Source organism: Rhodoferax sp. ZS1R8 (genome assembly GCF_056521325.1).
Genome location: NZ_JBWMBA010000001.1, coordinates 1,207,891 through 1,232,439 on the forward strand (window position 1 = coordinate 1,207,891; position 24,549 = coordinate 1,232,439).

General features: G+C 62.1%; 22 protein-coding genes. 15 read left to right on the top strand and 7 right to left on the bottom strand.

Annotation, left to right across the window (positions count from 1 at the left end; all coding sequences use genetic code 11):
- Positions 1-39: 39 nt before the first annotated feature.
- Complete coding sequence (locus tag AC097P_RS05565; protein ID WP_479609361.1) at positions 40-384, bottom strand: hypothetical protein; 345 nt, start codon at positions 382-384, stop codon at positions 40-42.
- A 200-nt stretch (positions 385-584) separates the two neighbouring features.
- A complete protein-coding gene (locus AC097P_RS05570) occupies positions 585-1,073 on the bottom strand; it encodes an NUDIX hydrolase (RefSeq protein WP_479609362.1) in 489 nt (162 codons plus the stop codon).
- Between the two features lie 196 nt (positions 1,074-1,269).
- Between AC097P_RS05570 and AC097P_RS05575 the strand changes: the two genes are divergently transcribed.
- From AC097P_RS05575 to AC097P_RS05590, 4 genes are all read left to right on the top strand, one after another.
- Positions 1,270-2,889 (top strand): Re/Si-specific NAD(P)(+) transhydrogenase subunit alpha, encoded by a 1,620-nt coding sequence (locus AC097P_RS05575; RefSeq protein WP_479609363.1) that lies wholly within the window; start codon positions 1,270-1,272, stop codon positions 2,887-2,889.
- A 25-nt stretch (positions 2,890-2,914) separates the two neighbouring features.
- Positions 2,915-4,333 (top strand): Re/Si-specific NAD(P)(+) transhydrogenase subunit beta, encoded by a 1,419-nt coding sequence (pntB, locus tag AC097P_RS05580; protein WP_479609364.1) that lies wholly within the window; start codon positions 2,915-2,917, stop codon positions 4,331-4,333.
- 214 nt (positions 4,334-4,547) lie between these two features.
- Positions 4,548-6,221: a long-chain-fatty-acid--CoA ligase gene (locus AC097P_RS05585; protein WP_479609365.1), complete on the top strand. Its 1,674-nt coding sequence runs from the start codon at positions 4,548-4,550 to the stop codon at positions 6,219-6,221.
- 9 nt (positions 6,222-6,230) lie between these two features.
- Positions 6,231-6,986, top strand: a complete 756-nt coding sequence (locus AC097P_RS05590) for a 5'-methylthioadenosine/adenosylhomocysteine nucleosidase (protein ID WP_479609366.1) — start codon at positions 6,231-6,233, stop codon at positions 6,984-6,986.
- Positions 6,987-7,056: 70 nt separating this feature from the next.
- Here the strand turns inward: AC097P_RS05590 and corA are convergent, their stop codons facing one another.
- Positions 7,057-8,043, bottom strand: a complete 987-nt coding sequence (gene corA, locus AC097P_RS05595; protein WP_479609367.1) for a magnesium/cobalt transporter CorA — start codon at positions 8,041-8,043, stop codon at positions 7,057-7,059.
- Positions 8,044-8,421: 378 nt separating this feature from the next.
- On the opposite strand from corA, the gene hpf reads away from it, so the two are divergent.
- From hpf to hprK, 3 genes are all read left to right on the top strand, one after another.
- On the top strand, positions 8,422-8,751 hold the full coding sequence (gene hpf / locus AC097P_RS05600) for a ribosome hibernation-promoting factor, HPF/YfiA family (protein WP_479609368.1): 330 nt from the start codon (positions 8,422-8,424) through the stop codon (positions 8,749-8,751).
- A 75-nt stretch (positions 8,752-8,826) separates the two neighbouring features.
- On the top strand, positions 8,827-9,294 hold the full coding sequence (locus AC097P_RS05605; RefSeq protein WP_479609369.1) for a PTS sugar transporter subunit IIA: 468 nt from the start codon (positions 8,827-8,829) through the stop codon (positions 9,292-9,294).
- A gap of 32 nt (positions 9,295-9,326) precedes the next feature.
- A complete protein-coding gene (gene hprK / locus AC097P_RS05610; RefSeq protein ID WP_479609370.1) occupies positions 9,327-10,277 on the top strand; it encodes an HPr(Ser) kinase/phosphatase in 951 nt (316 codons plus the stop codon).
- A gap of 57 nt (positions 10,278-10,334) precedes the next feature.
- On the opposite strand, the gene fur is transcribed toward hprK, so the two are convergent.
- Positions 10,335-10,781: a ferric iron uptake transcriptional regulator gene (gene fur / locus AC097P_RS05615; protein ID WP_479609371.1), complete on the bottom strand. Its 447-nt coding sequence runs from the start codon at positions 10,779-10,781 to the stop codon at positions 10,335-10,337.
- 84 nt (positions 10,782-10,865) lie between these two features.
- On the opposite strand from fur, the gene AC097P_RS05620 reads away from it, so the two are divergent.
- From AC097P_RS05620 to AC097P_RS05655, 8 genes are all read left to right on the top strand, one after another.
- A complete protein-coding gene (locus AC097P_RS05620) occupies positions 10,866-11,411 on the top strand; it encodes an outer membrane protein assembly factor BamE (protein ID WP_479609372.1) in 546 nt (181 codons plus the stop codon).
- Between the two features lie 34 nt (positions 11,412-11,445).
- Entirely contained in the window at positions 11,446-12,249 is an 804-nt protein-coding gene (gene dapB / locus AC097P_RS05625) for a 4-hydroxy-tetrahydrodipicolinate reductase (protein ID WP_479609373.1), read from the top strand.
- Positions 12,246-12,899: a MotA/TolQ/ExbB proton channel family protein gene (locus tag AC097P_RS05630; RefSeq protein ID WP_479609374.1), complete on the top strand. Its 654-nt coding sequence runs from the start codon at positions 12,246-12,248 to the stop codon at positions 12,897-12,899. Before dapB ends, AC097P_RS05630 begins: the two co-directional genes overlap by 4 nt.
- Positions 12,900-12,994: 95 nt before the next feature.
- Complete coding sequence (locus AC097P_RS05635) at positions 12,995-13,420, top strand: ExbD/TolR family protein (RefSeq protein ID WP_479609375.1); 426 nt, start codon at positions 12,995-12,997, stop codon at positions 13,418-13,420.
- 158 nt (positions 13,421-13,578) lie between these two features.
- Positions 13,579-16,320, top strand: coding sequence for a leucine--tRNA ligase (gene leuS / locus AC097P_RS05640; protein ID WP_479609376.1), 2,742 nt, complete (start codon positions 13,579-13,581; stop codon positions 16,318-16,320).
- 10 nt (positions 16,321-16,330) lie between these two features.
- Entirely contained in the window at positions 16,331-16,843 is a 513-nt protein-coding gene (locus AC097P_RS05645; protein WP_479609377.1) for an LPS-assembly lipoprotein LptE, read from the top strand.
- 61 nt (positions 16,844-16,904) lie between these two features.
- Complete coding sequence (locus AC097P_RS05650; RefSeq protein ID WP_479609378.1) at positions 16,905-17,885, top strand: DUF2157 domain-containing protein; 981 nt, start codon at positions 16,905-16,907, stop codon at positions 17,883-17,885.
- The gene (locus AC097P_RS05655; RefSeq protein WP_479609379.1) at positions 17,882-19,537 is read left to right on the top strand and encodes a GDYXXLXY domain-containing protein; all 1,656 of its coding nucleotides are present in this window, start codon (positions 17,882-17,884) and stop codon (positions 19,535-19,537) included. Before AC097P_RS05650 ends, AC097P_RS05655 begins: the two co-directional genes overlap by 4 nt.
- Before the next feature lie 30 nt (positions 19,538-19,567).
- On the opposite strand, the gene AC097P_RS05660 is transcribed toward AC097P_RS05655, so the two are convergent.
- The 3 genes from AC097P_RS05660 to AC097P_RS05670 form a co-directional block, all read right to left on the bottom strand.
- The gene (locus AC097P_RS05660; protein WP_479609380.1) at positions 19,568-21,256 is read right to left on the bottom strand and encodes a methyl-accepting chemotaxis protein; all 1,689 of its coding nucleotides are present in this window, start codon (positions 21,254-21,256) and stop codon (positions 19,568-19,570) included.
- A gap of 245 nt (positions 21,257-21,501) precedes the next feature.
- A complete protein-coding gene (locus tag AC097P_RS05665) occupies positions 21,502-22,509 on the bottom strand; it encodes a MurR/RpiR family transcriptional regulator (protein ID WP_479609381.1) in 1,008 nt (335 codons plus the stop codon).
- A gap of 34 nt (positions 22,510-22,543) precedes the next feature.
- Positions 22,544-24,538, bottom strand: coding sequence for a hypothetical protein (locus AC097P_RS05670; protein WP_479609382.1), 1,995 nt, complete (start codon positions 24,536-24,538; stop codon positions 22,544-22,546).
- Positions 24,539-24,549: the final 11 nt, after the last annotated feature.

Sequence of the window (24,549 nt, forward strand, 5' to 3'; positions counted from 1 at the left end):
GCCGCGCACCATCGCTGGCGCTGCTGGGATCAGCCTGCTTTATTTCTGTACTGGCAGGACCACGATGGTGTCACCGGTTTTGCCGGTGCGTCCGGTATCACCCTTGGCGCCGTCATAGCCGGTGGCGCCGGTAGCGCCGGAGCTTCCGGTAGCCCCGGTCGCACCTGTGGCGCCAGTTCCGCCGGCGTTACCTGTAGCGCCAGTGGCGCCTGTCGGGCCGGGCACTGCCACATTGGTGCCGGTAGCACCGGTCGCACCGGTGGCGCCTGTAGCACCGGCAGGGCCTGGTGTGGAGATGACCACGGGCGCTGGGGTGCTGGCAGGGTTGCAGGCACACAGGCCCAGGGTAGTCAAAACGGCGGCAAGTACTAGAGTGGTTTTCATGGAGGTCCTTGAATTGAAATGTAGGGTGTTTGGTGTCACACCGGACGTTACCGTGCTGGGCACCGTTCCTGCGTTCGCTAGGTCACGTAACTCCAAAAAATACCGTACATGTATGTTCTGGGCTCAACGGGCGTTGGGGAGAAAACTCTTCGATAACCCGTCTGTACCTCTCGCGAATACTGCACAAGTAGCTATAAATGTTATAGCGTTTGTGCCGCCGATGTGATGCTTGCGTCCGCCTGCACCACGTTCAGCGGATACCGAATGCCGCGCAGATAGTCCTCTATACCCTGCACCAGCAGTGGACTGCGGTGGCGCGCGGCACTGGCACGTATCTCGTCGGCGGTCATCCACAGCGTGCGCACAATGCCGGTGTCCAACGTGCGATGTGGGTCGCACTGGCCCAGCACACCGCAGAACGCAAAGCGTAGGTAGGTCGTGTCCCGGCCGTCTGCACTGATCTGGCGCGACAAGTAAATGCCCACCAGAGCTTCGGGCATGAAGCCGTAGGCAGTTTCCTCTAATGTTTCGCGGATGCACGCCTGTTCGGGTGTTTCGCCACAGTCCAGGTGGCCCGCAGGGTTGTTCAGGCGCAGTCCGCCAGCCGTTTCCTCCTCCACCAACAGGAAGCGGCCGTCCTTCTCTATCACGGCGGCGACAGTGACATTGGGTTTCCAGCGTGTGTCCATACCCGATTATCAAAGGTAAATCAAAGGGGAAACCCGGGTCGCGCGCGGGTCGTCGGCCCAATTGCCGTCAAGCGGGTTTTACCTTGCCGATTGGGTGGGAAATTCAGTTAAGCTGTCCGGCGCCGACCGCCGTGCCTCGCTTTTTGCCAGGTGCCCGTGTTGGCCTGTTGCAAATATTTAAGCGAGGAGTTGCTGCATGCAAACTGGTGTAACTACAGGGACGGCACAGCGCATTGGCGTACCGCGCGAGATTTTCCCCGGTGAGAAACGTGTGGCGACCGTGCCTGATGTGGTGGAAAAACTCATCAAGCTGGGCTTCACGGTCTCCATCGAATCCGGTGCAGGCGAACAGGCCAACTTCAGCGACGACAGTTACTGCGCAGTCGGTGCGCAGATCGTAGATGGAGCCGCCGCGTTGTGGGCCGCGTCCGATATCGTGTTCAAGGTGCGCGGCCCCAGTGCCGACGAAGTGGCGTTGATGCGTGCCGGCAGCACGCTGATCAGCTTCATCTGGCCCGCCCAGAACCCCGATCTGATGCAGCAACTCGCCGCCAAACAGGTCACGGTGCTGGCCATCGACGCCTTGCCCCGCATGCTGAGCCGCGCGCAGAAGATGGACGCGCTGACCTCCCAAGCGGGCGTCACCGGTTACCGCGCCGTTATCGAGGCGGCCAACGCCTTCGGCCGATTCTTCAACGGCCAGATCACGGCTGCGGGCAAAGTGCCCCCCGCCAAGGTCTTCATCGCCGGTGCTGGCGTGGCCGGTCTGGCTGCCATCGGCACTGCGGCGGGGCTGGGCGCCCAGGTCCGTGCCAACGATACCCGTGCAGAAGTGGCCGACCAGGTCACGTCACTGGGTGGGGAATTCGTGAAGGTTGAATACGAGGAAGAGGGCGGAGGCGGGGGTGGCGGTGGCTACGCCAAGGTAATGTCCGAGGGCTTCCAGCAGGCCCAGCGCGAGATGTACGCCAAGCAGGCGCGCGAGGTGGACATCATCATCACCACCGCGCTGATCCCCGGCAAGCCCGCTCCCAAGCTGATCACCGCCGAGATGGTGCGCTCGATGAAACCCGGCAGTGTCATCGTCGACATGGCGGCCGAGCAGGGTGGCAACTGCGAGCTGACCGAACCCGGCCAGTCCGTCGTCAAACACGGCGTGACCATTGTGGGTTACACCGACCTGGCCTCGCGCCTGTCCAAGCAGTCGTCCACGCTGTACGCGACCAATTTGTTCCGCCTGACCGAAGAGTTGTGCAAGACCAAAGACGGCGTCATCAACGTCAACATGGAAGACGATGCGCTTCGCGGCCTGACGGTCGTCAAGGACGGTGCCATCACCTGGCCCGCGCCTGCACCCAAGTTGCCGGCCGCCGCCACAGCGCCGGCCAAACCCGCTGCCGCACCGGTAGCCAAGAAGGCCCATGGCCATGGTGCACCGAGCGAACCCATGGCGGGTAACAAGCTGGCCATCATGTTTGGTGTGTCCGCCGCGCTGTTCTGGTTTGTGGGCGCCAATGCGCCGGCCGCCTTCCTGGGCCACTTCACGGTGTTTGTGCTGGCATGTTTTGTTGGCTACATGGTGGTGTGGAACGTCAAGCCGGCGCTGCACACGCCGCTGATGAGCGTCACCAATGCGATCAGCAGCATCATCGCTATTGGTGCGCTGGTGCAGATTGCGCCGCCGCTGGCCGACGTGGCGAACCGCCCGGAAAGCTGGATACGCGGCCTGGCCGCGGTGGGCATTGTGCTGACCGCCATCAACATGTTTGGCGGCTTTGCCGTGACGCAGCGCATGCTGGCCATGTTCCGCAAATAAGCAATAAGAAGAAGGAATAACACCCATGTCTACCAGTCTGGCCACCGTCTCCTATATTGGAGCCACCATCCTTTTCATCCTGAGTCTGGGCGGGCTGTCCAACCAGGAAACCGCCCGCCGCGGCAACCTCTACGGCATGATCGGCATGGCCATCGCCGTGGTCGCCACCGTGTTTGGCCCACAGGTCACCAGCGCAGGCTACGCCTGGATCATTGGCGCCATGCTGATCGGCGGCGCCATTGGCCTGTATGCGGCACGCACCGTACAGATGACGCAGATGCCCGAGCTGGTCGCGTTGATGCACAGCATGGTCGGGCTGGCCGCGATGCTGGTGGGTTATGCCACCTTCATCGACCCAGCCGCATCTGCCGGTTTCACTGGTGCAGCCAAGGCTATCCATGAGATGGAGATCTATATCGGCGTCTTTATCGGCGCGGTCACGTTCTCCGGTTCCATCATCGCGTTTGGCAAGCTGTCCGGCCGTATTGGTGGCAGCCCGCTGCTGCTGCCCGGACGCCACTGGATGAACCTGACCGGTCTGCTGGTGGTTATCTGGTTTGGCCACGCCTTCTTGAATGCCCACTCCATTGAAGAAGCCATGGTCCCCATCATCGTGATGACCGTGGTGGCGCTGCTGTTTGGCATCCACATGGTGATGGCCATTGGTGGTGCCGACATGCCGGTCGTGGTGTCCATGCTCAACAGCTACTCGGGCTGGGCCGCTGCAGCGACCGGATTCATGTTGTCCAACGACTTGCTGATCGTGATTGGCGCATTGGTGGGCTCCAGCGGTGCCATCCTGTCCTACATCATGTGCAATGCGATGAACCGCAGCTTTATCAGTGTGATTGCCGGCGGTTTTGGCACCACGACTGCTGCCCCCAAGCCCACGGGCGACGCAGCGCAACCAACGGGTGAAGTTACTCCGGTGAATGCAACTGAAACTGCCGAACTGCTGCGCGAAGCCAAGAACGTCATCATCGTTCCCGGATATGGCATGGCGGTGGCGCAAGCCCAGCACACGGTGTTTGAAATCACCAAGTTCCTGCGCGAAAAAGGCGTCAACGTACGCTTTGGCATCCACCCGGTGGCGGGCCGTATGCCCGGCCACATGAACGTGCTGCTGGCCGAGGCCAAGGTACCGTACGACATCGTGTTCGAAATGGACGAGTTGAACGACGACTTCCCCAACACCGACGTGACCATGGTGATTGGTGCCAACGACATCGTCAACCCCGCAGCCCAAGACGACCCGACCAGCCCCATCGCCGGCATGCCGGTGCTCGAAGTCTGGAAGGCCAAGACCTCCATCGTCATGAAGCGCAGCATGGCCTCGGGTTATGCCGGAGTGGACAACCCTTTGTTTTACAAAGACAACAACCGCATGCTGTTTGGCGACGCCAAGAAGATGCTGGATGAAGTGTTGACCGCGCTGAAAGCGTAAGGACAGCGATAGGCGTACTGCGGAGTGAAGGGCAACAATTTCCCGCCGGGCCGCCCCAAGGGAAATTAGCCCCCTCGGGGGGCAGCGACCCGCGCAGCGGCGGAGCGTGGGGGCTACATCTTCACTAGGGAAAACACCAAGGGCATCGCGAGTGCCTGCCCTAGGCATTCGCAGGCAGAATATCCGCTGTACTTTACAGTTGGGACAGGTAAGCATGACAGACCGCATTTGGCTCAGTAGTTACCCAAAAAGCGTGCCCGCAGACATCAATGTTGCGGCATACACCTCGTTGGTGGCTTTGATGGAAGAAAGCTTCCAGAAATACGCCGATCGGGTGGCCTATAACTTCATGGGCAAGGATGTGAGCTATGGGCAGACCGACCGCCTGAGCCAGGCCTTCGCGGCTTATTTGCAATCGCTGGGCCTGAGCAAAGGTGACCGCGTCGCCATCATGATGCCCAATGTGCCGCAATACCCTGTGGTCGTGGCCGGCATCCTGCGCGCCGGTTTTGTCGTCGTCAATGTCAACCCCTTGTACACGCCGCGCGAACTGCAGCACCAGCTCAAAGATTCTGGCGCCAAGGCCATCGTCATCATCGAGAACTTTGCCACCACGCTGGAAAAGTGCATGGCCTCCACACCTGTCAAGCACGTGGTGTTGTGCACCATGGGGGACCAGTTGGGTCTGCTCAAGGGTGCGCTGGTCAACTACATGGTGCGCAACGTCAAAAAGCTGGTGCCTGCCTTCAGCCTGCCCGAGGCCGTCGGCTTCAATGCGGCGATCGCTATCGGCAGCAAAGCAACGTTCAAGAAGGCAGACATCAAGGCCGATGACGTGGCCGTATTGCAGTACACCGGCGGCACGACCGGCGTATCCAAGGGGGCGGTGCTATTGCACCGCAACGTCATCGCCAACGTCTTGCAGTCGGAAGTCTGGAACAGCCCGGCGATGAGCACCATTCCCGCGGGTCAGCAGCCCACTGGCGTATGCGCGCTGCCGCTGTACCACATCTTCGCATTTACAGTGGGCATGATGCTGTCCATGCGCCAGGGCGGCAAGCTGATCCTGATCCCCAATCCGCGCGACATCCCGGGCGTATTGAAGGAATTGCGCAAGCACGTGATCCACACTTTCCCGGCCGTCAATACGCTTTTCAATGGCCTGGCCAATCACCCGGATTTCAACACTGTTGACTGGAGCCACCTCAAGGTTTCCGTCGGTGGCGGCACCGCCGTGCAGGGTGCGGTCGCCAAGCTGTGGTTCGACAAGACCGGATGCCCAATTTGCGAAGGCTACGGCCTGAGCGAAACCTCGCCTTCGGCCAGCTGCAATCTGGTTACGGCCAAGGAATACACCAATTCGATTGGCGTGCCTCTGCCCAACACCTACATGAAGCTGCTGGACGACGACGGCGTCGAGGTGGCCGCTGGCGAACCGGGCGAGATCGCGATCAAGGGACCCCAAGTCATGGCCGGCTACTGGCAGCGACCCGACGAGACCGCGAAGGTCATGACGGCCGATGGGTACTTCAAGACCGGCGACGTGGGCGTAGTCGACGCGCGCGGCTTCTTCAAGATCGTCGACCGCAAGAAGGACATGATCCTGGTCAGCGGCTTCAACGTGTTCCCGACCGAACTGGAAGATGTGCTGGCGCAAATGCCCGGCGTGATGGAATGCGCCTGCGTCGGCGTGGCAGATGCCAAGTCGGGTGAGGCCGTCAAGCTGGTCATCGTCAAGAAAGACCCCAACATCACCGAAGCCGACGTGCGCGCTTTCTGCAAGGAAAACCTCACTGGCTACAAGCAGCCCAAGGTCGTGGAGTTCCGTACCGAGCTGCCCAAGACACCGGTCGGCAAAATTCTGCGCCGCGAGTTGCGCGACAAGTAAGCGCCGGCTATGGCCGTTGCCGGCGGCACTACCGCCATCCTGAGCGCGCTGGCTGAAGAGCAGCAGGGCTTAGCTGCCGGCCTCCACCATCCGGTGTGTACGTGCCACGCGGGTCGGGATTTTTGGTCTGGCCTGCTGCACGGCAAGCCTGTGGTGCTGGCACTGTCCCGCATTGGCAAGGTTGCAGCAGCCACTACGGCTGCGGCGCTGATCGAGCAATTCGATGTGGCCCGGGTCGTGTTCACTGGCGTGGCCGGCGGGGTGGGCGCTGGGGGGCAGGTGGGCGATGTGGTGCTGGGGAACGCGTTTCTACAGCACGACATGGATGCCTCGCCGCTGTTTCCGCGTTTTGAAATCCCCCTGTACGGTCAGACCTGTTTTCCTGGTGATGCTGTGCTGACGGCTTTGCTGCAGCAGGCCAGCCAGACGGCCATGGCACGCATGCAGCCCAACGCGCTGGTGTCGGGCAAGCCCGCAGTGCACACGGGGCTGATTGCCAGTGGCGACCGCTTCGTCAGCAGTGCGGCCGAGGTGTCGCGCTTACTGGCCGCGCTACAAGCCGCCGGCCACCATCCGCTGGCGGTGGAGATGGAGGGGGCAGCCGTGGCCCAAGTCTGTGCCGACTACGCAATTCCGTTTGTTGCCGTGCGGACCATTTCCGATCGGGCAGACGACACAGCGCACGTGGATTTTCCCCGCTTTGTCGCAGACGTCGCCAGCGTCTACGCCCGCGAGATCATCGGGGACTTATTGCAGTTGCTATAAAAACAAGAGCTGCTTACGCACGTTGCACGGGGGCTACAGGCCATTTTGGCTCTGAACCTTCAGCGAAAACTTATTTCAGCCAGCCGCGTTTGCGGAAATACCACATCGGCACCAGCGCACTCGCAACCATCAAAGCCAATGCGTAGGGGTAGCCCCAAGACCAGTCCAGCTCAGGCATCACTTTGAAGTTCATGCCGTAGATGCTGGCGATCAGCGTAGGCGGCAGCAAGGCCACGCTGGCCACCGAGAAGATCTTGATGATCTTGTTCTGGTTGATGTTGATGAAACCAACGGTGGCGTCCATCAAGAAGTTGATTTTGTCGAACAGGAAGGCCGTGTGCGAGTCCAGTGAATCGATGTCGCGCAGGATCTGGCGCGCCTCTTCAAACTGCTCGCCGTTGAGCATTTTGCTGCGCATCATGAAGCTGACCGCGCGGCGCGTATCCATCACGTTGCGGCGGATACGGCCATTCATGTCTTCGTGGCGGGCAATGGCGCCCAGCACTTCGCCGGCCAGTGCGTCGGTCACGTCGCCGGACAGCACCTGCGTGCTGACCTTTTCCAGCTCGTCGTAAATGCCTTCCAGCGTGTCTGCCGAATATTCCGCATCGGCATCGAACAGCTTGAGCAACACTTCCTTGGCGTCTTCAATCAGCCCCGGTGCGCGGCGCGCACGCATGCGCAGCAGCCGGAACACGGGCACGTCTTCATCGTGGATGGAGAACAGCACGCCCTTGCTCTTGAGCTCGTCGTTGACCAGGTTCAGTATAAAAGCGACCCGCACGGTGCGGGGTTCGTCGTCATCGGCAATCAAAAAGTCGCTGCGGATGTGCAGTTCGCCGTTGTCTTCTTCGTAAAAGCGCGCGGATTCCTCGATGTCCTCGTCCATCGCGTCTTCGGGGATGGACAGGCCGTAGTACTGCTTGACCCAGCGTTTTTCTTCAACGGTAGGGGATTCAAGGTCTACCCAGATGGGCTGGAATTTGGAGAGTTCTTCCAGGGATTCGATTTCTTCCTGGAACAGCCGTCCATTGGCGAGCGTGAAAATGTTGAGCATGGCGATTCAATCGGGGTCAGATTCCATTGTTCAACGCGAACAATGGAGCGTCGCTGCTGCTTTCACGCAATTGGAATCTGACCCCAATTAAGCGTGAAAGCTACCGACAAGGGTAGTTTTCCAAGGAGTGTTCTCCAAAAGTGCTGATGAGCAAATTATCGCACTGCGACAGGCGCCTGTGGAAGACGATGGGGTGCCGTTTACCCGGGACGGGGGTTGCACCGCGTTACGAAAAAAAGGCATTGCATTTCCCGGGTTTCGGGCGCATAGTGAATTCACGGCGGCCCGCTATCAGCAGCTGGGGTCGCTGTTCCCACCGCGCTATTTCTTGGAATACAGCGGCGAGATTTTCAACCCGAGAGCAACTGGAGGCTATTTATGAATTTGACGATCAGCGGTCACCATCTTGAAGTTACCCCCGCCCTGCGCAGTTATGTTACGACCAAGCTAGATCGCATCATGCGGCACTTCGACCAGGTCGTCGACGTCAAGGTACTTCTAACCGTTGAGAAGCAAAAGGAAAAGGAGCGACGGCAGCGTGCCGAGTGCAACATCCACGTCAAGGGCAATGACATGTTTGCCGAGAGTTCGCACGAGGATTTGTACGCGGCGGTAGATGAGTTGGTAGACAAGCTGGACCGCCAAGTGGTGCGCCACAAAGACCGTCTGCAAGACCACCACCACCAGGCGCCCAAGCGCCTGATGTAAACGCCTCTCAGGCGTTGCATACTAGAGCAACCGCCCTTCCTGGGGCGGTTTTTTTGTGCATAATCGCCCCACACCATGAACCGACTAGCCAGCATCCTGTCACCTGAGCAAGTGCTCGCGCACGTTGAAGTGACCAGCAAAAAGCGCGCTTTTGAAGAAGCCGGCCTGTTGTTCGAAAACCTGCATGGCCTGAGCCGGGCGCTGGTGACCGATAGTCTGTTTTCGCGCGAGCGTCTGGGTTCCACCGGGCTGGGCCATGGTGTCGCCATTCCGCATGGCCGCATCAAGGGGCTGAAGGCGCCTATGGCAGCCGTGTTCCAGCTGGCCGACCCCATTGGTTTTGATGCGCCCGATGATGTGGTGGTCGGTCTGCTGATCTTTCTGCTGGTGCCCGAAGCCGCGACCCAAAAACACCTGGAAATCTTGTCCGAAATCGCCGAGCTGCTCAGCGATACGGACCTGCGCGAGCGCATGCTGGCAAGTTCCGATGCGGTGCAACTGCATTCGTTGATTGCGGGCTGGCAATCTGCCCAGGTGGCCTGAACTACAACCATCACGCGGGACGCTGACTTTTTGTGAAACCCACCGTAGTCAGCGCCGACGTACTCTTTGAAGAGTTCCGTGGTCGCCTGCATTGGGAGTGGGTCGCCGGTCTGGGTGCCTCTGAACGCCGTTTTGACGAAGTCGCCGTCCGTGCAGCGCGTTCTGGTGCGGATCTGGTGGGGTACCTGAACTACATACACCCCTACCGCGTGCAAATTTTGGGCGAACGTGAGATCGCTTACATCACCAGTGCCACGCCAGAGGATTGCGCCCGCCGTATTTCCCGCATCGTGACGCTGGAGCCGCCGGTGCTGGTGCTGGCCGACGGGCAAGCGGCGCCACAGGCCCTGTTGTCGATGTGCGAGCGTGCGCAGATTCCGATGTTTGCCACTACGGAATCGTCGGCCTTTGTCATCGACGTGCTGCGGGCCTACCTGTCCAAGCACTTTGCGGATCGCTCGTCGATGCACGGCGTGTTCATGGACATTCTGGGCCTTGGGGTGCTGATCACTGGCGAGTCGGGCCTGGGTAAGAGTGAATTGGGCCTGGAGCTGATTTCGCGTGGCAACGGACTGGTGGCGGACGATGCCGTGGATCTGTACCGCATCAACCAGACCACGATCGAGGGGCGCTGCCCCGAACTGCTGCAAAACCTGTTGGAAGTACGCGGTATCGGCCTGTTGGACATCCGCGGCATCTTTGGTGAAACGGCGGTGCGGCGCAAGATGCGGCTTAAACTGATCGTGCACTTGGTGCGCCGCGAAACGCTGGAGCGGGAGTACGAGCGTATTCCCTACGAGCCACTGACCCAGGACATCCTAGGGATTCCGGTGCGCAAGGTCGTGATCCAGGTGGTGGCTGGCCGCAATATCGCGGTGCTGGTTGAGGCCGCCGTGCGCAACACGATCCTGCAACTGCGCGGTATCGACACCTACCAAGAGTTTGTCGAACGCCACCGCAAGGCGATGGCCCAGGGCGACTAAGGCTGCCCTCCGCGAACAGGCGCCGCGCAGCAGGTAGAGCCAGCAGTGTGCGACTTGCTAGCCGCGCTGCTTTTCCCGGTCAACACGGTTGGGACATTTTTCTTTGGTGCAGGTTGCGTACAGGCTGAGCGCATGGTCCGAAATGGCAAAGCCCTTGGCCTTGGCGACCGCGTGCTGGCGCTTTTCGATTTCAGCATCGTAAAACTCTTCCACCTTGCCACAGTCCAGGCAGACAAGATGGTCGTGGTGCTGGCCTTCGTTCAGCTCGTACACCGCCTTACCACTCTCGAAATGGCTACGGCTCAGGATGCTGGCCTGTTCGAATTGCGTCAGCACACGGTAGACAGTAGCCAAGCCCACATCCGAGCGCTCCTGCAACAAGACGCGGAACACATCTTCTGCCGTTAAATGGCGTTCCGAACTGCGTTGGAACACCTCCAGTATTTTCAGCCGGGGAATCGTAGCCTTCAGGCCAGTGTTTTTCAGTTCATCGATATTGGTCATGGGCATCTTTCCGCCGAGTGTCGGCAGCAGGGGCGAGGGCGCTCAACCGCTACAATCCTTTGATCATATCTCGCGTAACCACCCATGTCCGATATCCATCGCCGTAGCCTCAATTTGACCTTGGTCGCCCTGGTGTTTGCGGGCCTTTCCGGCTGCGGCAGCTTTAACGGCGCAAGCGCACGTATTGCCGGGATCATTTCCCCGTACAAGATGGACATTGTGCAAGGCAATGTGGTGACCCGGGAACAGCTGGCCCTGCTCAAGCCCGGCATGCAACGCGCGCAGGTCCGCGACATCCTGGGTACGGCCCTGCTGGTCAGTGTTTTCCACGCCGACCGCTGGGACTATGTCTTCACGCTCAAACAACAGGGCGTGGCACCGCAATCGCGCAAGGTCTCCGTTTTCTTCAAGGACGGTGTCGTGGAACGTACCGAGGCAGATGCGTTGCCTAGCGAGGCCGAGTTTGTCGCTACGCTGAAGTCGCCATCCCTGCCTAGCGGCGCGCCCAGCCTGGAGGCTTCTGAAGAGAGCCTGAGGAAATTCCCGGCGCCGAGCAGGCCCATTGTTGCCACAGCCACTGGGGCTACCGCGCCCGGTGATTACCCACCGCTGGAGGCAGCACGCCCCTAGCCCTGCACCCATAGTAGAAGAAAGAATTCGCGACATGACCCACAAGATTGGTGTGGCCGGCGCCTCAGGCCGCATGGGTCAGATGCTGATTGACGCGATCCGCGCCGCCGACGACTGTACCCTTGCTGGTGCGCTGGGCAGGGTGGGGAGTGCGTCTGTGGGGCACGATGCCGGTGCGCAATCAGGTAAACCCGTGGGCGTGGTGATCACCTCCGACTTGCAGGCTGGACTTCAACCCTGTGACGTGCTGATCGACTTCACCCGACCGGAGGGCACCCTCGAACACCTGCGGGTGTGCCGCGAGCTGGGCGTAGCTGCCGTCATTGGTACCACCGGTTTTACTGACGCGCAAAAGACGGAAATCGCCACCATCGTGCGGGACATTGCCATTGTCATGGCCCCAAATATGAGCGTGGGGGTCAATGTCACGTTGAAATTGCTGGAGATGGCCGCCAGGGCGCTGTCCACTGGCTACGACATCGAGATCGTGGAGGCCCACCACCGCCATAAAGTGGATGCTCCGTCGGGCACGGCGCTGAAAATGGGCGAAGTGATTGCCGATGCGCTGGGCCGAGATTTGAAAGACTGCGCTGTCTACGCGCGCGAAGGCGTTACCGGTGAGCGCGACCCGTCCTCCATCGGTTTTGCCACCATACGCGGCGGCGACATTGTGGGCGACCACACCGTGCTGTTTGCCGGCACCGGCGAGCGCATCGAGATCAGCCACAAATCCTCCAGCCGGTCCACCTATGCACAGGGCAGCCTACGGTCCGTACGCTTCCTGGCGGATAAAAAGACGGGGTTGTTCGACATGTACGACGTGTTGGGTCTGCGGTGAACGCTGTCGATCTGCTGCGCCAGGGCGACGCGGTCAGCAACGGCGTTGCGCTGGTGCTGTTGGCCATGTCGGTGGGCAGCTGGATAGTAATTTTGTGGAAAGCCTGGCTACTGCTGCGCGCCCACCGTGATGTGGCTCGCAGCACGGCCGCCTTCTGGCAGGCGCCCACGCTGGCGGATGGCCTGCGCTCCGTGCAGCTGTTTGACCGCGAGGTCTTGGTGATGCCGCTGGTCCAAGCCAGCCAGGTGGACACGGCAGGCACGTTGGCCGGAGCTGGCGACAAGTCCCAGCAGTTAACCCGTTTATTGCGTGACGCCCTGCATGCCGTACTGCTCAAACTCCAGTCCGGCCAGGTATTGCTTGCCACCGTGGGATCTACCGCGCCCTTCGTGGGCTTGCTGGGTACGGTCTGGGGCATCTACCACGCGCTGATCGGCATTTCGGGCGCGGGTCAGGTCAGCATAGACAAGATTGCCGGCCCGGTGGGGGAGGCGCTGATCATGACCGCCGCCGGCCTGACCGTTGCCATTCCCGCCGTGCTGGGCTACAACGTGCTGGGCCGCTATATCGGCCGCATTGAGGCGGACCTGGAAGGCTTTGCGCGGGATCTGCGTGAGCTGTTGATCACGCAAAGCGCCTCATCATCATGAGCATCACAATTCGCCGCCGGGCCGCCCCAGGGCGATTCAGCCCCCTCGGGGGGCAGCGACCCGCGCAGCGGTGGAGCGTGGGGGCCATGTAACCCATGAGTTTTGGCCGTCTGGAGCGCACCGCCACTCCCCAGCCCATGAGCGACATCAATATGACGCCGCTGGTGGATGTCATGCTGGTGCTGGTGGTCATTTTCATCATCACCGCGCCGCTGTTGGTCAGCGCTGTCAAGGTAGACCTGCCCAAGACCGCCGGTGCAGCTTCTCTCGATGCACCGAAATTCATTGCGCTGACGGTGGACAAGTCTGGCCAGGTCTTTGTAGACGACAAGCCGTTAGACGCCCGCGCCGTGTCTGCAGCACTGCGCCAGGCAGGTGAACGCAACCCCGATACCGAAGTGCGCCTACGCGCCGACAGCGCCGTCCCCTATGGCCGCGTCGTCGAGCTGATGGGTCAGGCACACCTGGCGGGGCTGCACCGCATCGGCTTCGTGACTGACGCGGCCGCGACCAAACGCTAAGGTTCCGGAGGCGAAATTTCCCGCCTGGCCACCCCAAGGGGAATTAGCCCCAGGGGGAACATAGACCCGCGCAGCGGCGAAGCCCGGGGCCTCACGTCCACTGCCCCTAAAATGACTTTAGGCATTCCATTCGGCGGCACTCTAGCGGCCTCAGACCCATGCAAGACAAATACCAACACCTGGACATCGAAAAAGCGGCGCACGCACACTGGGCACAACCCCTGTGGAACGGGCAGAACGCCTACCGCGTGAGCGAAGACGCACGCGACGCGCAGGGCAATCTGAAGAAGAAGTTCTACGCCTGCTCGATGCTGCCCTACCCCAGCGGCAAGCTGCACATGGGCCACGTGCGCAACTACACCATCAACGACATGCTGGCGCGCTATCTGCGCATGAACGGCCACAACGTGTTGATGCCCATGGGCTGGGACGCGTTTGGTTTGCCCGCCGAAAATGCCGCGTTGAAGAACAAGGTGCCGCCGGCCCAATGGACCTACGACAACATCGCCTACATGAAGGGCCAGATGCAGGCCATGGGCCTGGCGATCGACTGGAGCCGCGAGGTCACCACCTGCGACCCCAGCTACTACAAGTGGAACCAGTGGCTGTTCCTGAAGATGCTCGAAAAAGGCATCGCCTACCGCAAGACCCAGGTCGTCAACTGGGACCCGGTGGACCAGACCGTGCTGGCCAACGAACAGGTTATTGACGGCAAGGGCTGGCGCACGGGTGCCACCGTCGAGAAGCGCGAGATCCCCGGCTACTACCTGAAGATCACCGACTACGCGCAAGAGCTGCTAGACCACGTGCAGACCGGCTTGCCGGGATGGCCCGAGCGCGTCAAGCTGATGCAGGAAAACTGGATCGGCAAGTCCAGCGGTGTGCGCTTTGCATTCACGCACAACATCACCCGCACGGATGGCACGCTCATTGGCGATGGACGCATGTATGTGTTCACGACCCGCGCCGACACCATCATGGGCGTCACTTTCTGCGCGGTGGCCCCTGAGCATCCGCTGGCAGCGCATGCCGCCGCGTCCAACCCCGCGTTGGCAACGTTCATCGAAGAGTGCAAGGCCGGTGGCACCACCGAAGCCGAATTGGCCGTCAAGGAAAAGCTGGGCATGCCCACCGGCTTGCAGGTTACCCACCCGCTGACCGGCGACGCCATCGATGTGTGGGTCGGCAACTACGTGCTGATGGGCTATGGCGACGGCGCCGTCATGGGCGTGCCCGCGCACGATGAGCGCGACTTCGCGTTCGCCAAGAAATACGGCTTGCGCATCGACGACGTTGTGCACATCGACGGCCTCAGCTACGACCACGACCACTGGCAAGAGTGGTATGGCGACAAGCAGCGCGGCGTCACCGTCAATTCCGACGTCTTCAGCGGCCTAAACTACACCGACGCTGTCAACGCCGTGGCCAGCGCGCTGCAGCACAAGGGCCTGGGCGAAAAGAAAACCACCTGGCGCCTGCGCGACTGGGGCGTCAGCCGCCAGCGCTACTGGGGCACGCCCATTCCCATCATCCATTGCAGCGAGCACGGCGCCGTGCCGGTGCCTGAGAAAGACCTGCCAGTTGTGTTGCCGCAAGACTGCGTGCCCGATGGCTCGGGCAACCCGCTGCACAAGCACGAAGGTTTCCACGCTGGTGTGGTCTGCCCGGTGTGCGGCAAGGCCGCGCGCCGCGAGACCGACACCATGGATACCTTTGTCGACAGCTCGTGGTACTACATGCGCTACTGCGACCCGCAGAACATCGAGTCGATGGTGAGCGGCGGGGCAGCCTATTGGATGCGTGACCAGCAGCTTGCCAAAGGCGGCAGCGGTATGGACCAGTACATAGGCGGCATCGAACACGCCATCCTGCACTTGCTGTATGCGCGCTTCTGGACCAAGGTCATGCGCGACCTGGGCCTAGTCACCGTGGACGAACCGTTTACCAAGCTGCTGTGCCAAGGCATGGTGCTGAACCACATCTATTCGCGTAAAGGCGACAAGGGCGGCAAGGAATACTTCTGGCCGCAAGACGTGGAACATGTATTCGACGACGCAGGCAAGATCGTCGGCGCCAAACTGACCAAGGCGGTGGGCAATCTGCCGGTGGGCACGGCCATTGACTACGAAGGCGTGGGCACCATGTCCAAGTCCAAGAACAACGGTGTGGACCCGCAGGAGCTGATCGGGAAATACGGCGCTGACACCGCCCGCATCTACACCATGTTCACCGCGCCGCCCGAAGCCACGCTGGAGTGGAACGATGCCGCAGTGGAGGGCAGTTACCGCTTCCTGCGCCGCGTGTGGAACTTTGGCTTCAAATTGTCTGCTATTAATTTGGTAGCTGGTCACGCTCACCTGGCGAGGGCTAGCGGCCTAAAAGGCTTAAGCTTTGGCAAAGAGGCCAAGGTTTTGCGGCGCGAGATGCACACTGTGCTCAAGCAGGTGGACTACGACTACCAGCGCATGCAGTACAACACCGTCGTCTCCGGTGCGATGAAGATGATCAACGCATTGGAAGACTTCAAGGCTTCGGAATCTGAGGGCGATTTGGTGGCTGTGCTGGAAGGCTTTTCACTATTGCTGCGCGTGCTGTACCCGGCCACACCCCACATCGCCCACGCGCTGTGGAGCGAGCTGGGTTACGCCAAGGGCAACGGTGACTTGCTGGATGCGCCCTGGCCGCAAGTGGACCCCGCCGCACTAGAGCAGGATGAGATTGAACTGATGTTGCAGGTCAACGGCAAGCTGCGTGGCTCGGTCATGGTGCCATCGGGCGCTTCCAAGGAAGAGATCGAAGCGCTGACGCTGGCCAACGAGACGTTTGTGAACTTCGCCGCCGGCGCGCCCATCAAGCGCGTCATCATCGTGCCGGGGCGCCTGGTCAATGTCGTCCTCTAGGCCGCAAACCATGCTGAGCCGCCGCACCGCCATCGCTGCCGCCCTGGGCTTGGGAATGGTGGCGCTGGCGGGTTGCGGCTTCAAGCTGCGCAGCAGCCAGACCTTTGCCTTCCAGACCCTGGCTGTAACGCCCGAGCGCAATGGCCTCGTGGCGGCGGACCTGATCCGTTACTTCGGCAAGGCCATCGTGCCCATAGTCCCGGTTCGCGGATCTGAGCCGCCGCAGGTTATCGTCGACATCCTGCAGGAAGCGCGCGACAAGGACCGGGTCGGGGTCAACGCCTCCGGCCAGGTGCGCGAGTTCCGGCTCCGGCAGCGCTTGCTGTTCCGCGTGCGCCTGCCGGATGGACGCGAGCTCATTGCGCCGACCGAGATATCGCAGCAGCGCGATATCAGCTTCAACGAATCGGCCGTGTTGGCCAAAGAGGCCGAAGAGGTACTGTTGTTCCGCGACATGCAAAACGACGTCCTGCAGCAATTGCTGCGGCGCCTGGCGGCAGTCAAGTCGTTGGACGCACCCTGAGCGCGCCCGCTCCCCTCTGCAAGACCGGGCGGCACTACGTTGCCCACAGAAAGGCTTTCCAATGGACCTTCGGCTGGCCCTGTATGCACTCGCGGCCCAACACCAACTCGACGCAGCCCGCTCCCGCAAGCTGGATCAGATAGCCGGGCTCCACCGGGAGCCAGCACAACTGGCGTACTGGCTGCCGCGGGGCGTGGCCGTGCTGGCCGCGGCCTTGGGCGGCTTTGGCGTCATGCTGTGGATAGCCGCCAACTGGGAGACGCTGGGTCGCTTCGGGCGCTTTGCGTTGTTGCAAGTGTTGTTTCTGTTGATGTGTGTTGGCGCCCGGGCGAAGCCGGGGGCACGCGCACCGCTTGGCCTGCTGGCACTGCTCACCATCGGCGGCCTTTTCGCCTATTTTGGCCAGACCTACCAGACCGGTGCCGACCCGTGGCAGCTGTTCGCCGTGTGGGCGGTGCTGGCCTTGCCGCTGTGTTTGAGCGTACGCAGCGATGTGCTGTGGACACCATGGGCGCTGATCGTCTCCACGGGCATCTCGCTATGGGTCTATGCCCACACCTCCCACCGCTGGCGCGTGGAGCCCCAAGACCTGCGCATTTACGCGATGGCCTGGACGGCCGCACTGGCACTGGCGCTCGCGCTGAGCCCGGTCCTGCGGCGCTGGAGCGGCAGTGGCACCTGGGCCATGCGCACGGCGGTTACGCTGGCGACCCTCATGATCACCACGACATCTTTGGGTGCCTTGTTTGACCGCGAAATGTCGTTGCTGTATAGCCTGGGTCTGTGCCTGCTGGCCGGGGCCGGATTGGTAATGGCTAGCCGACAGTTGTTTGAGATTTTTGGCCTGAGTGCCGTATGCCTGGGGCTCAACGTGCTGCTGATCTTCGGTTTGGGTAAAGCGCTGTTCCATGACTCGCATGGTGGCAACTGGATAGGCGCCATGCTGCTGCTGGGTCTGGCGGCTGCGGGCCTGCTGGCGGCCACGGTGAGCGTGCTGCTACGGCTGTCGCGCCGCCACGGTGTGCAGGGGAGCACGGTATGAGCGCCGACCGTCTGGACCGCACGCTGCAGGAAGCGATTGCCGCCGGTGTATTGCCCGCAGCTGCCTGCCGGCCGGAGCAGGACAACCGGCCATGGCCGGTCGTGTTGCTCACCGCTCTCGGTGCCTGGCTGGCCGCCGTGCCGCTGCTGATTGTTGTCGGCATGCTGGTCGGTGATGCGGCACTGCGGGGTGTGGGCACCTACCTGGTTGGCGGTGTGGTGCTGGTAGCCGCGGTGGCCATGTTGCGCGCGCGCACGCTGCCGCTGTTTGTGGAGCAGTTGGCCGTGCCGGCATTGATGGTGGGCGGCAGCCTGTTGGGCTATGCGCTGTTCCGCGACCTGCCGGATCGGGCCGCCGCGGCCATGGCTGCAGCGCTGGTGGCCGCGGTGGTGTGGGCTGTGCCCAAGCCGTGGCTGCGGGTGCTGTTGGGGGCCGGTGCTGCTGGCTTGGTCGGGCTCGCCGTCGCACCCATACGCTGGAATCTGTGTGGTCCATCCGAGTGGCCCAGCGTGTGGTTCGCGCTGCATGTATTGGTGGCGGTGGCGCTGGCCGGCGCGTGGATGCAGCGTGCGCTGCTCAACGACGGTCAAAGTGCGCGCATCGCGGCCGCGTGGGAATCGCTGTCGGTGGGCTGGTTGTTGGTCGCGCTGGCGGGCCTGGCGTTTTGGGCCGGCATGACGTTCTTGCTGGGCGCCAGCCTGGGTGGCAGTGGCTCATGGGCAGGCGAGATCGCGCGTGAGCTAGGCCCTAAGCAGGCCGCCGCACTGGAGGGCATGCAGACATTGCGCCTGGCCTCTGTGGCACTGGTTTTAGCAGCGGCTGCCTGGCTGGCCCATGTGTGGCCCCGCGTGCGTAACACCTGGTGCGCGGTCGTGGTGGCCGTGCTGGCATGCTTGGCGGCCTTTATGCCGTCGTTGGGCGCCGTGCTGCTGGTGCTGGCCTACTGCGCATCAGCCGGGCGCTGGCGCGTGGCCAGTGCGGCGGGCCTGGCGGCTGCGTGGATCATCGGCGCCTTCTACTACCAGCTCGCTTGGCCGCTGGCAGACAAGGCGCTGCTGCTGGCCGGTGCCGGTGCCGTGTTGGGCGCGCTGGCGTGGTGGGCGGCGCACAGCACCCAGGCTTTCCATGTACCCCAAGCTGCGGGCGCAGCAGGTGGGGCAGCGTTCAGCAAGCCGCAGATGGGCCTGGCCCTTGGAACGCTGTTGATGCTGCTGGTTGTCAATGGCGCCATCTGGCAAAAAGAATCGCTGATTGCGCACGGCCAGCCGCTGTTTGTACCGCTGGCGCCGGTGGACCCGCGCTCGCTGATGCAGGGCGACTACATGGCCTTGCGCTTCGCCTTCTCGGACGATGTGCGTGCGCTGGACAGCCCTCTGGCTGCAGGGCAGCGGCCCCACGTGGTGGCGCAGCGCGATGCGCGCGGCATTGCAACCGTGGTGCGTGCCGATGGGGGCACGCCGCTAGCAGACGGTGAGCTGCGCATAGAACTCACGCCCAAGAACGGCGGATGGGTGCTGGTCACCGATGCCTGGTTCTTTAAAGAGGGAGAGGCCGACCGCTGGGCCCGGGCGAAATACGGCGAGTTCCGGGTTGGCCCGGATGGCCGGGCCTTGCTGGTTGGCCTGCGCGGCGCGGATCTGGCTGCGCTGTAGTTGGAAGCCGAGTTGGCTGCAGCTACGCGATCAGAACGACTCCCACGCCCCATCATCGACCGCCTTTTGAGGCGCGGCCGTGGATGGGGATGTTTGGTGTCCCAGCTTGGGCTTCTGGGGCTTGCTACGTACCGGTGCGATCGCCGCTGGTGTGCGTACCAAGGCTTTCACTGGACGAGCGACGGCGCGCGGTGCACCATCGTGGGTGAGCTTAAATAACGCCACAGACTGAACCAGGCCGGCTGCCTGGTTATTGAGGCTACTGGCGGCGGCAGCCATTTCTTCCACGAGCGCCGCGTTTTGCTGGGTTGCCTGGTCCATTTGGGTCACGGCCTCGCCTACTTGAGAGACGCCTGCACTTTGTTCGTGGCTTGCGGCGCTGATCTCGCCCATGATGTCTGTCACTCGCCGGATCGACGTCACCACCTCTTCCATGGTGGAGCCAGCTTGGTCTACCAAAGTGGTACCCAGTTCCACGCGTTCCACACTGGCGTTGATCAAGGATTTGATTTCCTTGGCAGCCGCTGCGCTGCGCCCTGCCAGCGAACGCACTTCAGAGGCCACCACCGCAAACCCGCGCCCCTGCTCACCCGCTCGGGCCGCTTCCACCGCAGCATTGAGCGCCAGGATATTGGTTTGAAACGCAATACCGTCAATGACACTGATGATGTCAGCGATTTTCTTGCTGGATTCGCTGATGCCTTTCATCGTGTCGACCACTTGCGCGACCACCTGGCCGCCTTGCTTGGCCACGCTCGATGCGTTCTGCGCCAGCTGGTTGGCCTGCTTGGCGTTGTCGGCATTCTGTCGCACGGTGGAACTGAGCTCTTCCATCGACGCAGCCGTTTCCTCAAGCGCGCTGGCCTGCGATTCGGTACGCCCACTGAGATCCTGGTTACCCTGTGCAATCTCGGCGCTGGCGGTGGCCACCGCTTCGGAACCTTGGCGGACCCCGGAGACCACCTGGGTCAGGTTGTCATTCATGCTGCGCAGGCTCTCCAGGAGCACTCCCACCTCATCGGTTGACGTCACATCAATACGGGATGTGAGGTCACCCGCTGCGACGGCCTGAGCGATAGTCACCGCCTGAGCCACTGGGCCGGTGATGGAGTTGCTGACCCAGATGCCTAATACTGCGGCCGCCAGCACGGCCACCAGCGCGCCGCCCACTTGCACCATCGTCAATGTGGAGCGCGCCTTGTCTGCAGCTGTCGAGCGCTCGGCCAGCAACTTGGTTTCGACACCCACAAATTCGGACTGCAGACCGCGGAACGAATCCATGGCAGCCTTGTCCTTGCTCTTCTGAAACTCTGCAACAAAATCCTGCATGGGCATGGAGCCGGCAACCACTGCGCGGCGCCCCTGTTGCATCGCATTGACCACGGCGACAAATTCATTATGGCGCGCACGCATGTCGTCCAGGCGCTTTTGCTGGACCGGGTTGTCCGATGTCAACTCTTTGGCCTCTTTCCAGGACTCATCGAACCCTTTCAAGCCGTTGGTCCAGGGTTCCAGGAATTTGTCTTCACCGGCGACGAAGAAGCCGCGTGCACCGGTTTCCATATTGACCATGCTCAGCAGCATCATGTCCGCTGCACTCTTGACTTTGTAGGTGTGCGTGTTCCAGTCTTCTGCCTGTTTCAGCTGCGACTGGCTGCTCATGACGAACGCAGTCACCAGCAGAAATATTCCAATCACCCCTGCGAAAGCTAGAAACATCCGCTTTGCCAATTTCAAATTGTTGAAGTAGTGCATTGAATCCTCGTTAAACCCGATAGTGAGTGCCGAACGACAAAATGGTCTTGCCCGGGCAGCCGCTGTAGCGGCGATCGCCGTGCAAAGGGTTTTTGGTGCCTTAAACCCTGTGGACTATCGTATCCAAACTATCGCGACTGTTGGCAAGCCGATTTCACAATACTGGACCAGGATATGGGGACACTTCCGGCCCTTCCCCGTGCAGGAAGTCAGCCACGTACGATGCGCCTGACCGGGCGGTCCACGCCACTGTCGGTGCCTGGCTTGTCGGTATACAGATAAGCCGAAATCGCGTCGGTCAGTTTCTCTGCCTGTGCAACCTGGTTGTCACCGCTGACCATCAGGCTGGTGACCAGGGCTTCAATGACCAGTAACGCCGCGGTATAACTGCTCGACAGCACCGGGTGCGTGGCGGGTGCCACCAGTACGTCGTGCGACCAGTTGACCAGCGGTGAGGCCATGGAGTCGGTCAGCGCAATCACATGGGCGCAACGGTCGCGCGCGTAGCGGGTCAGCATCACGGCATCGCTCGCGTAGCGCGGGAAGGAGATGGAGATCAGCAAATCCTTGGGGCCGATATTCATCAGCCGCCCGGCGGCCACTTCGGTGCCGCCGAACTCGACGACGTTGATGGCCTGGTGGCAAAAGGGTTGCAGGTCCAGCGCGAGCATGGCGGACAGGTGGGCGCTGATGCCAAAGCCCAGCGTGTAGACCGTCTCGGCGGCCAGAATCTTGTGTGCAGTGGCGATCAGCATCGCCGGGTTCAGGCCGGCAGCGGCGGACTGGAAATTGCTGACACTGGCGTCCAGGCTTTCGGCAATGATGGGGTTGCCGCTGCTGCCGGCCTCTTCCCTGCGTTGCAGAACATTGCGAAGCTTGTCGACCGGCTGAAACACCGGTTGCAACGCCGTCTGCAGTGCGTCTGCCATGCCACTGCGCAGCGCACCAAAGCCGCTGAAGCCCAGCGCACGCGCAAATCGGCTCAGTGTCGCAGTGGACGTTTGCGTATTGGCAGCCAGCTCTTCAATGCCCCAGGCCGTGGCACGCACCGGGTTGCGCAGCAGGAAATCGGCAATGGCCACGTTGGTGCCCTTGCCTTCGGCCAGCACGGCACGCAGCTTGAAGCCCAACGCCGACTGCGCAAACGCTGTGTCCACTGGGGGGCTGGAGAACGTGGGTGGTGCAGAAACGTCGGGGGTGGGTGTCTTCTTGGGCATGGTGTCGGGGATTATCAGTGCTGGCACTGCGGCGTCATTGCGGCGCTGCCTGTGAGGCCTGTGCGGCCTGGGTTTGGATGGGGGCTTGGCATACGCCATTACAGGGTGCGAACTGCACACGCAGCCCGCTGTAGGCTACCGGAGCCGTCGCCGCGCCCTCTGGCAGTGGCATACCGCGGAACACGGTGAGCGCATCCCGCGACAGCGTGGCGCTGTAGAAGGGTGCGTCCTGCTTGAAGCGCGTGGTGGCGCTGTTTTGCGTGGTGCCATAGCCCACTGCCGCGCCGGCCCTGCCCATGGCCGTGGCGAGGTTCAGGAAGTTGGACGCGCCAGAATCCAGCAGGCGGTCTTGTGTGACAACGCCCGGCACTGGCGGCACCGGCAGCGGTGGCCGGTCTGTCGACAGCGTGACTTGCAACTCACCGTTCGCATCGATGCGGGCCGTGTCGCCAGGCAGCAGGTAGTGGGCCCGCACGCCGTCTATGCGCGCGCCTTGTTGTGGGTCCGCCTCTGCATGGGCTTTGCGTACATCGGCAATGAAGACGCCGCCTGCGCCCAGCACCGAGAAATGGGTGCTGCCCGCAGCGTCGGGCTGGGCCACCAGCAGCGCGGTGTTTTCATCGACGCCAAAGCCGTAGTCCATCGCGCTGTCCACCGTGGCGCGCACCAGCCGCCCCTCGCGCGCACGCCGTGAGAAGTGCGAATCCAGCACACCAAAGCGGAACACACCCAGACCGCCCAGCGGGTAAAGCACCGGCGGGAAGTTGGTGTTCAGTTCCGTCTGGCCCAGTTCGGCCGTGTCACCGCTGGCGCCGCGCCCTTTGGCAAAGCCGCTCTTCAGTGCGTCGTACGAACTGCCGCCGCCGACCATGGGCACTGGCTTGCCATTCCAGGCCCCGCCGCCCTGGATGTGGTCGCCCGCGCTGGTGCCGGCCACGACCAACTGGCCTTGCGCGTGGCGCCGCTGCAGTATGGCAAGTTGCACGCTAGGCACCGTGTAGTCGCCGGCCGCATCCTTGCTGACCAGGCTCTCCAAATGGCGGGCCTGGTTGCCGCCCGAAAAGTAGATGCCGTTGAGCCGGTTCAGTACGGCGTTCAGGGCCTGGCCCTTGTTGGCACACAGCGCGCGCTGCTGCTCGGCCAGATCGGGGAACAGCAGGTCTGCGTGGTAGACCACGCGCTCGGGCCGCGTGTTGGTGTAGCTGTCGTAGTAGTAGCGCAGGTTGGCGCAGTCATCGGCATCCAGCGCCTGGCGTAGGCCACCTTCCAGCGGCAGGTACACGACATCAGCCCCTGCCGAATGCAGCATGAACACATTGATGTCACGGTCCGCAAAGGGGTGGGGCCCGGCAGACGCGGTGACCACACCGACCAGTGGCTTGCGCCCCTGGTTGGCCGCACGTGCAGCGGCCACAAACGCGTTCGTGATTGCCACGGTGGATGCATTCGCGGTAAAGGGCGTCGAGCGGGCTTGCCACTTGCGCCGGTAGTTGCGCAACGGGTCTACCAAGGCCGTGCGCAGCATCGCGGACTCGGCCAGCGTCAGGCGCTGGGCGCTGCCAGCAGACGGCTGGGGCAGCAGCTCTTCCAATGCGTTCCAGGCCAGGCCCAGGCGCGGTCCGCCGGCGTGCAGGGCATCGGCCAGCTGGACCAACAGCAACGATTTACGCCCCGCATCGAACAGCCTGTCAGGCACCTTGCGCAGGGCATCCAGGTGGGCCTCTGTCAGGCTGTACGTGAAGCTGGGCAGCACATAGTCGGCGTCGAAGCTGATGTCGTCCTTGGTCAAGCCTTTGAATGCAGGGTCTTGCGCCAGGATGGTGTCCCAGTCAGCCGTGCAGCCGCGGCCCTGGGCGCTGCCGGTGTAGCTGGAGCATCTCTGCTCCGCGCCACCGATGACCACGTTGGCAATGGCCGGCGCTGCGGTCCCGCCGGTGGCCTGGCAAGCTCCTGCCGCCAGCAACCCTGCCAAAAACAGTGCGCGGAATCTGCTGTGCTGAAGTGGGCGATGGAGCGGGATCGTGGGCATGCGTGGGTCCA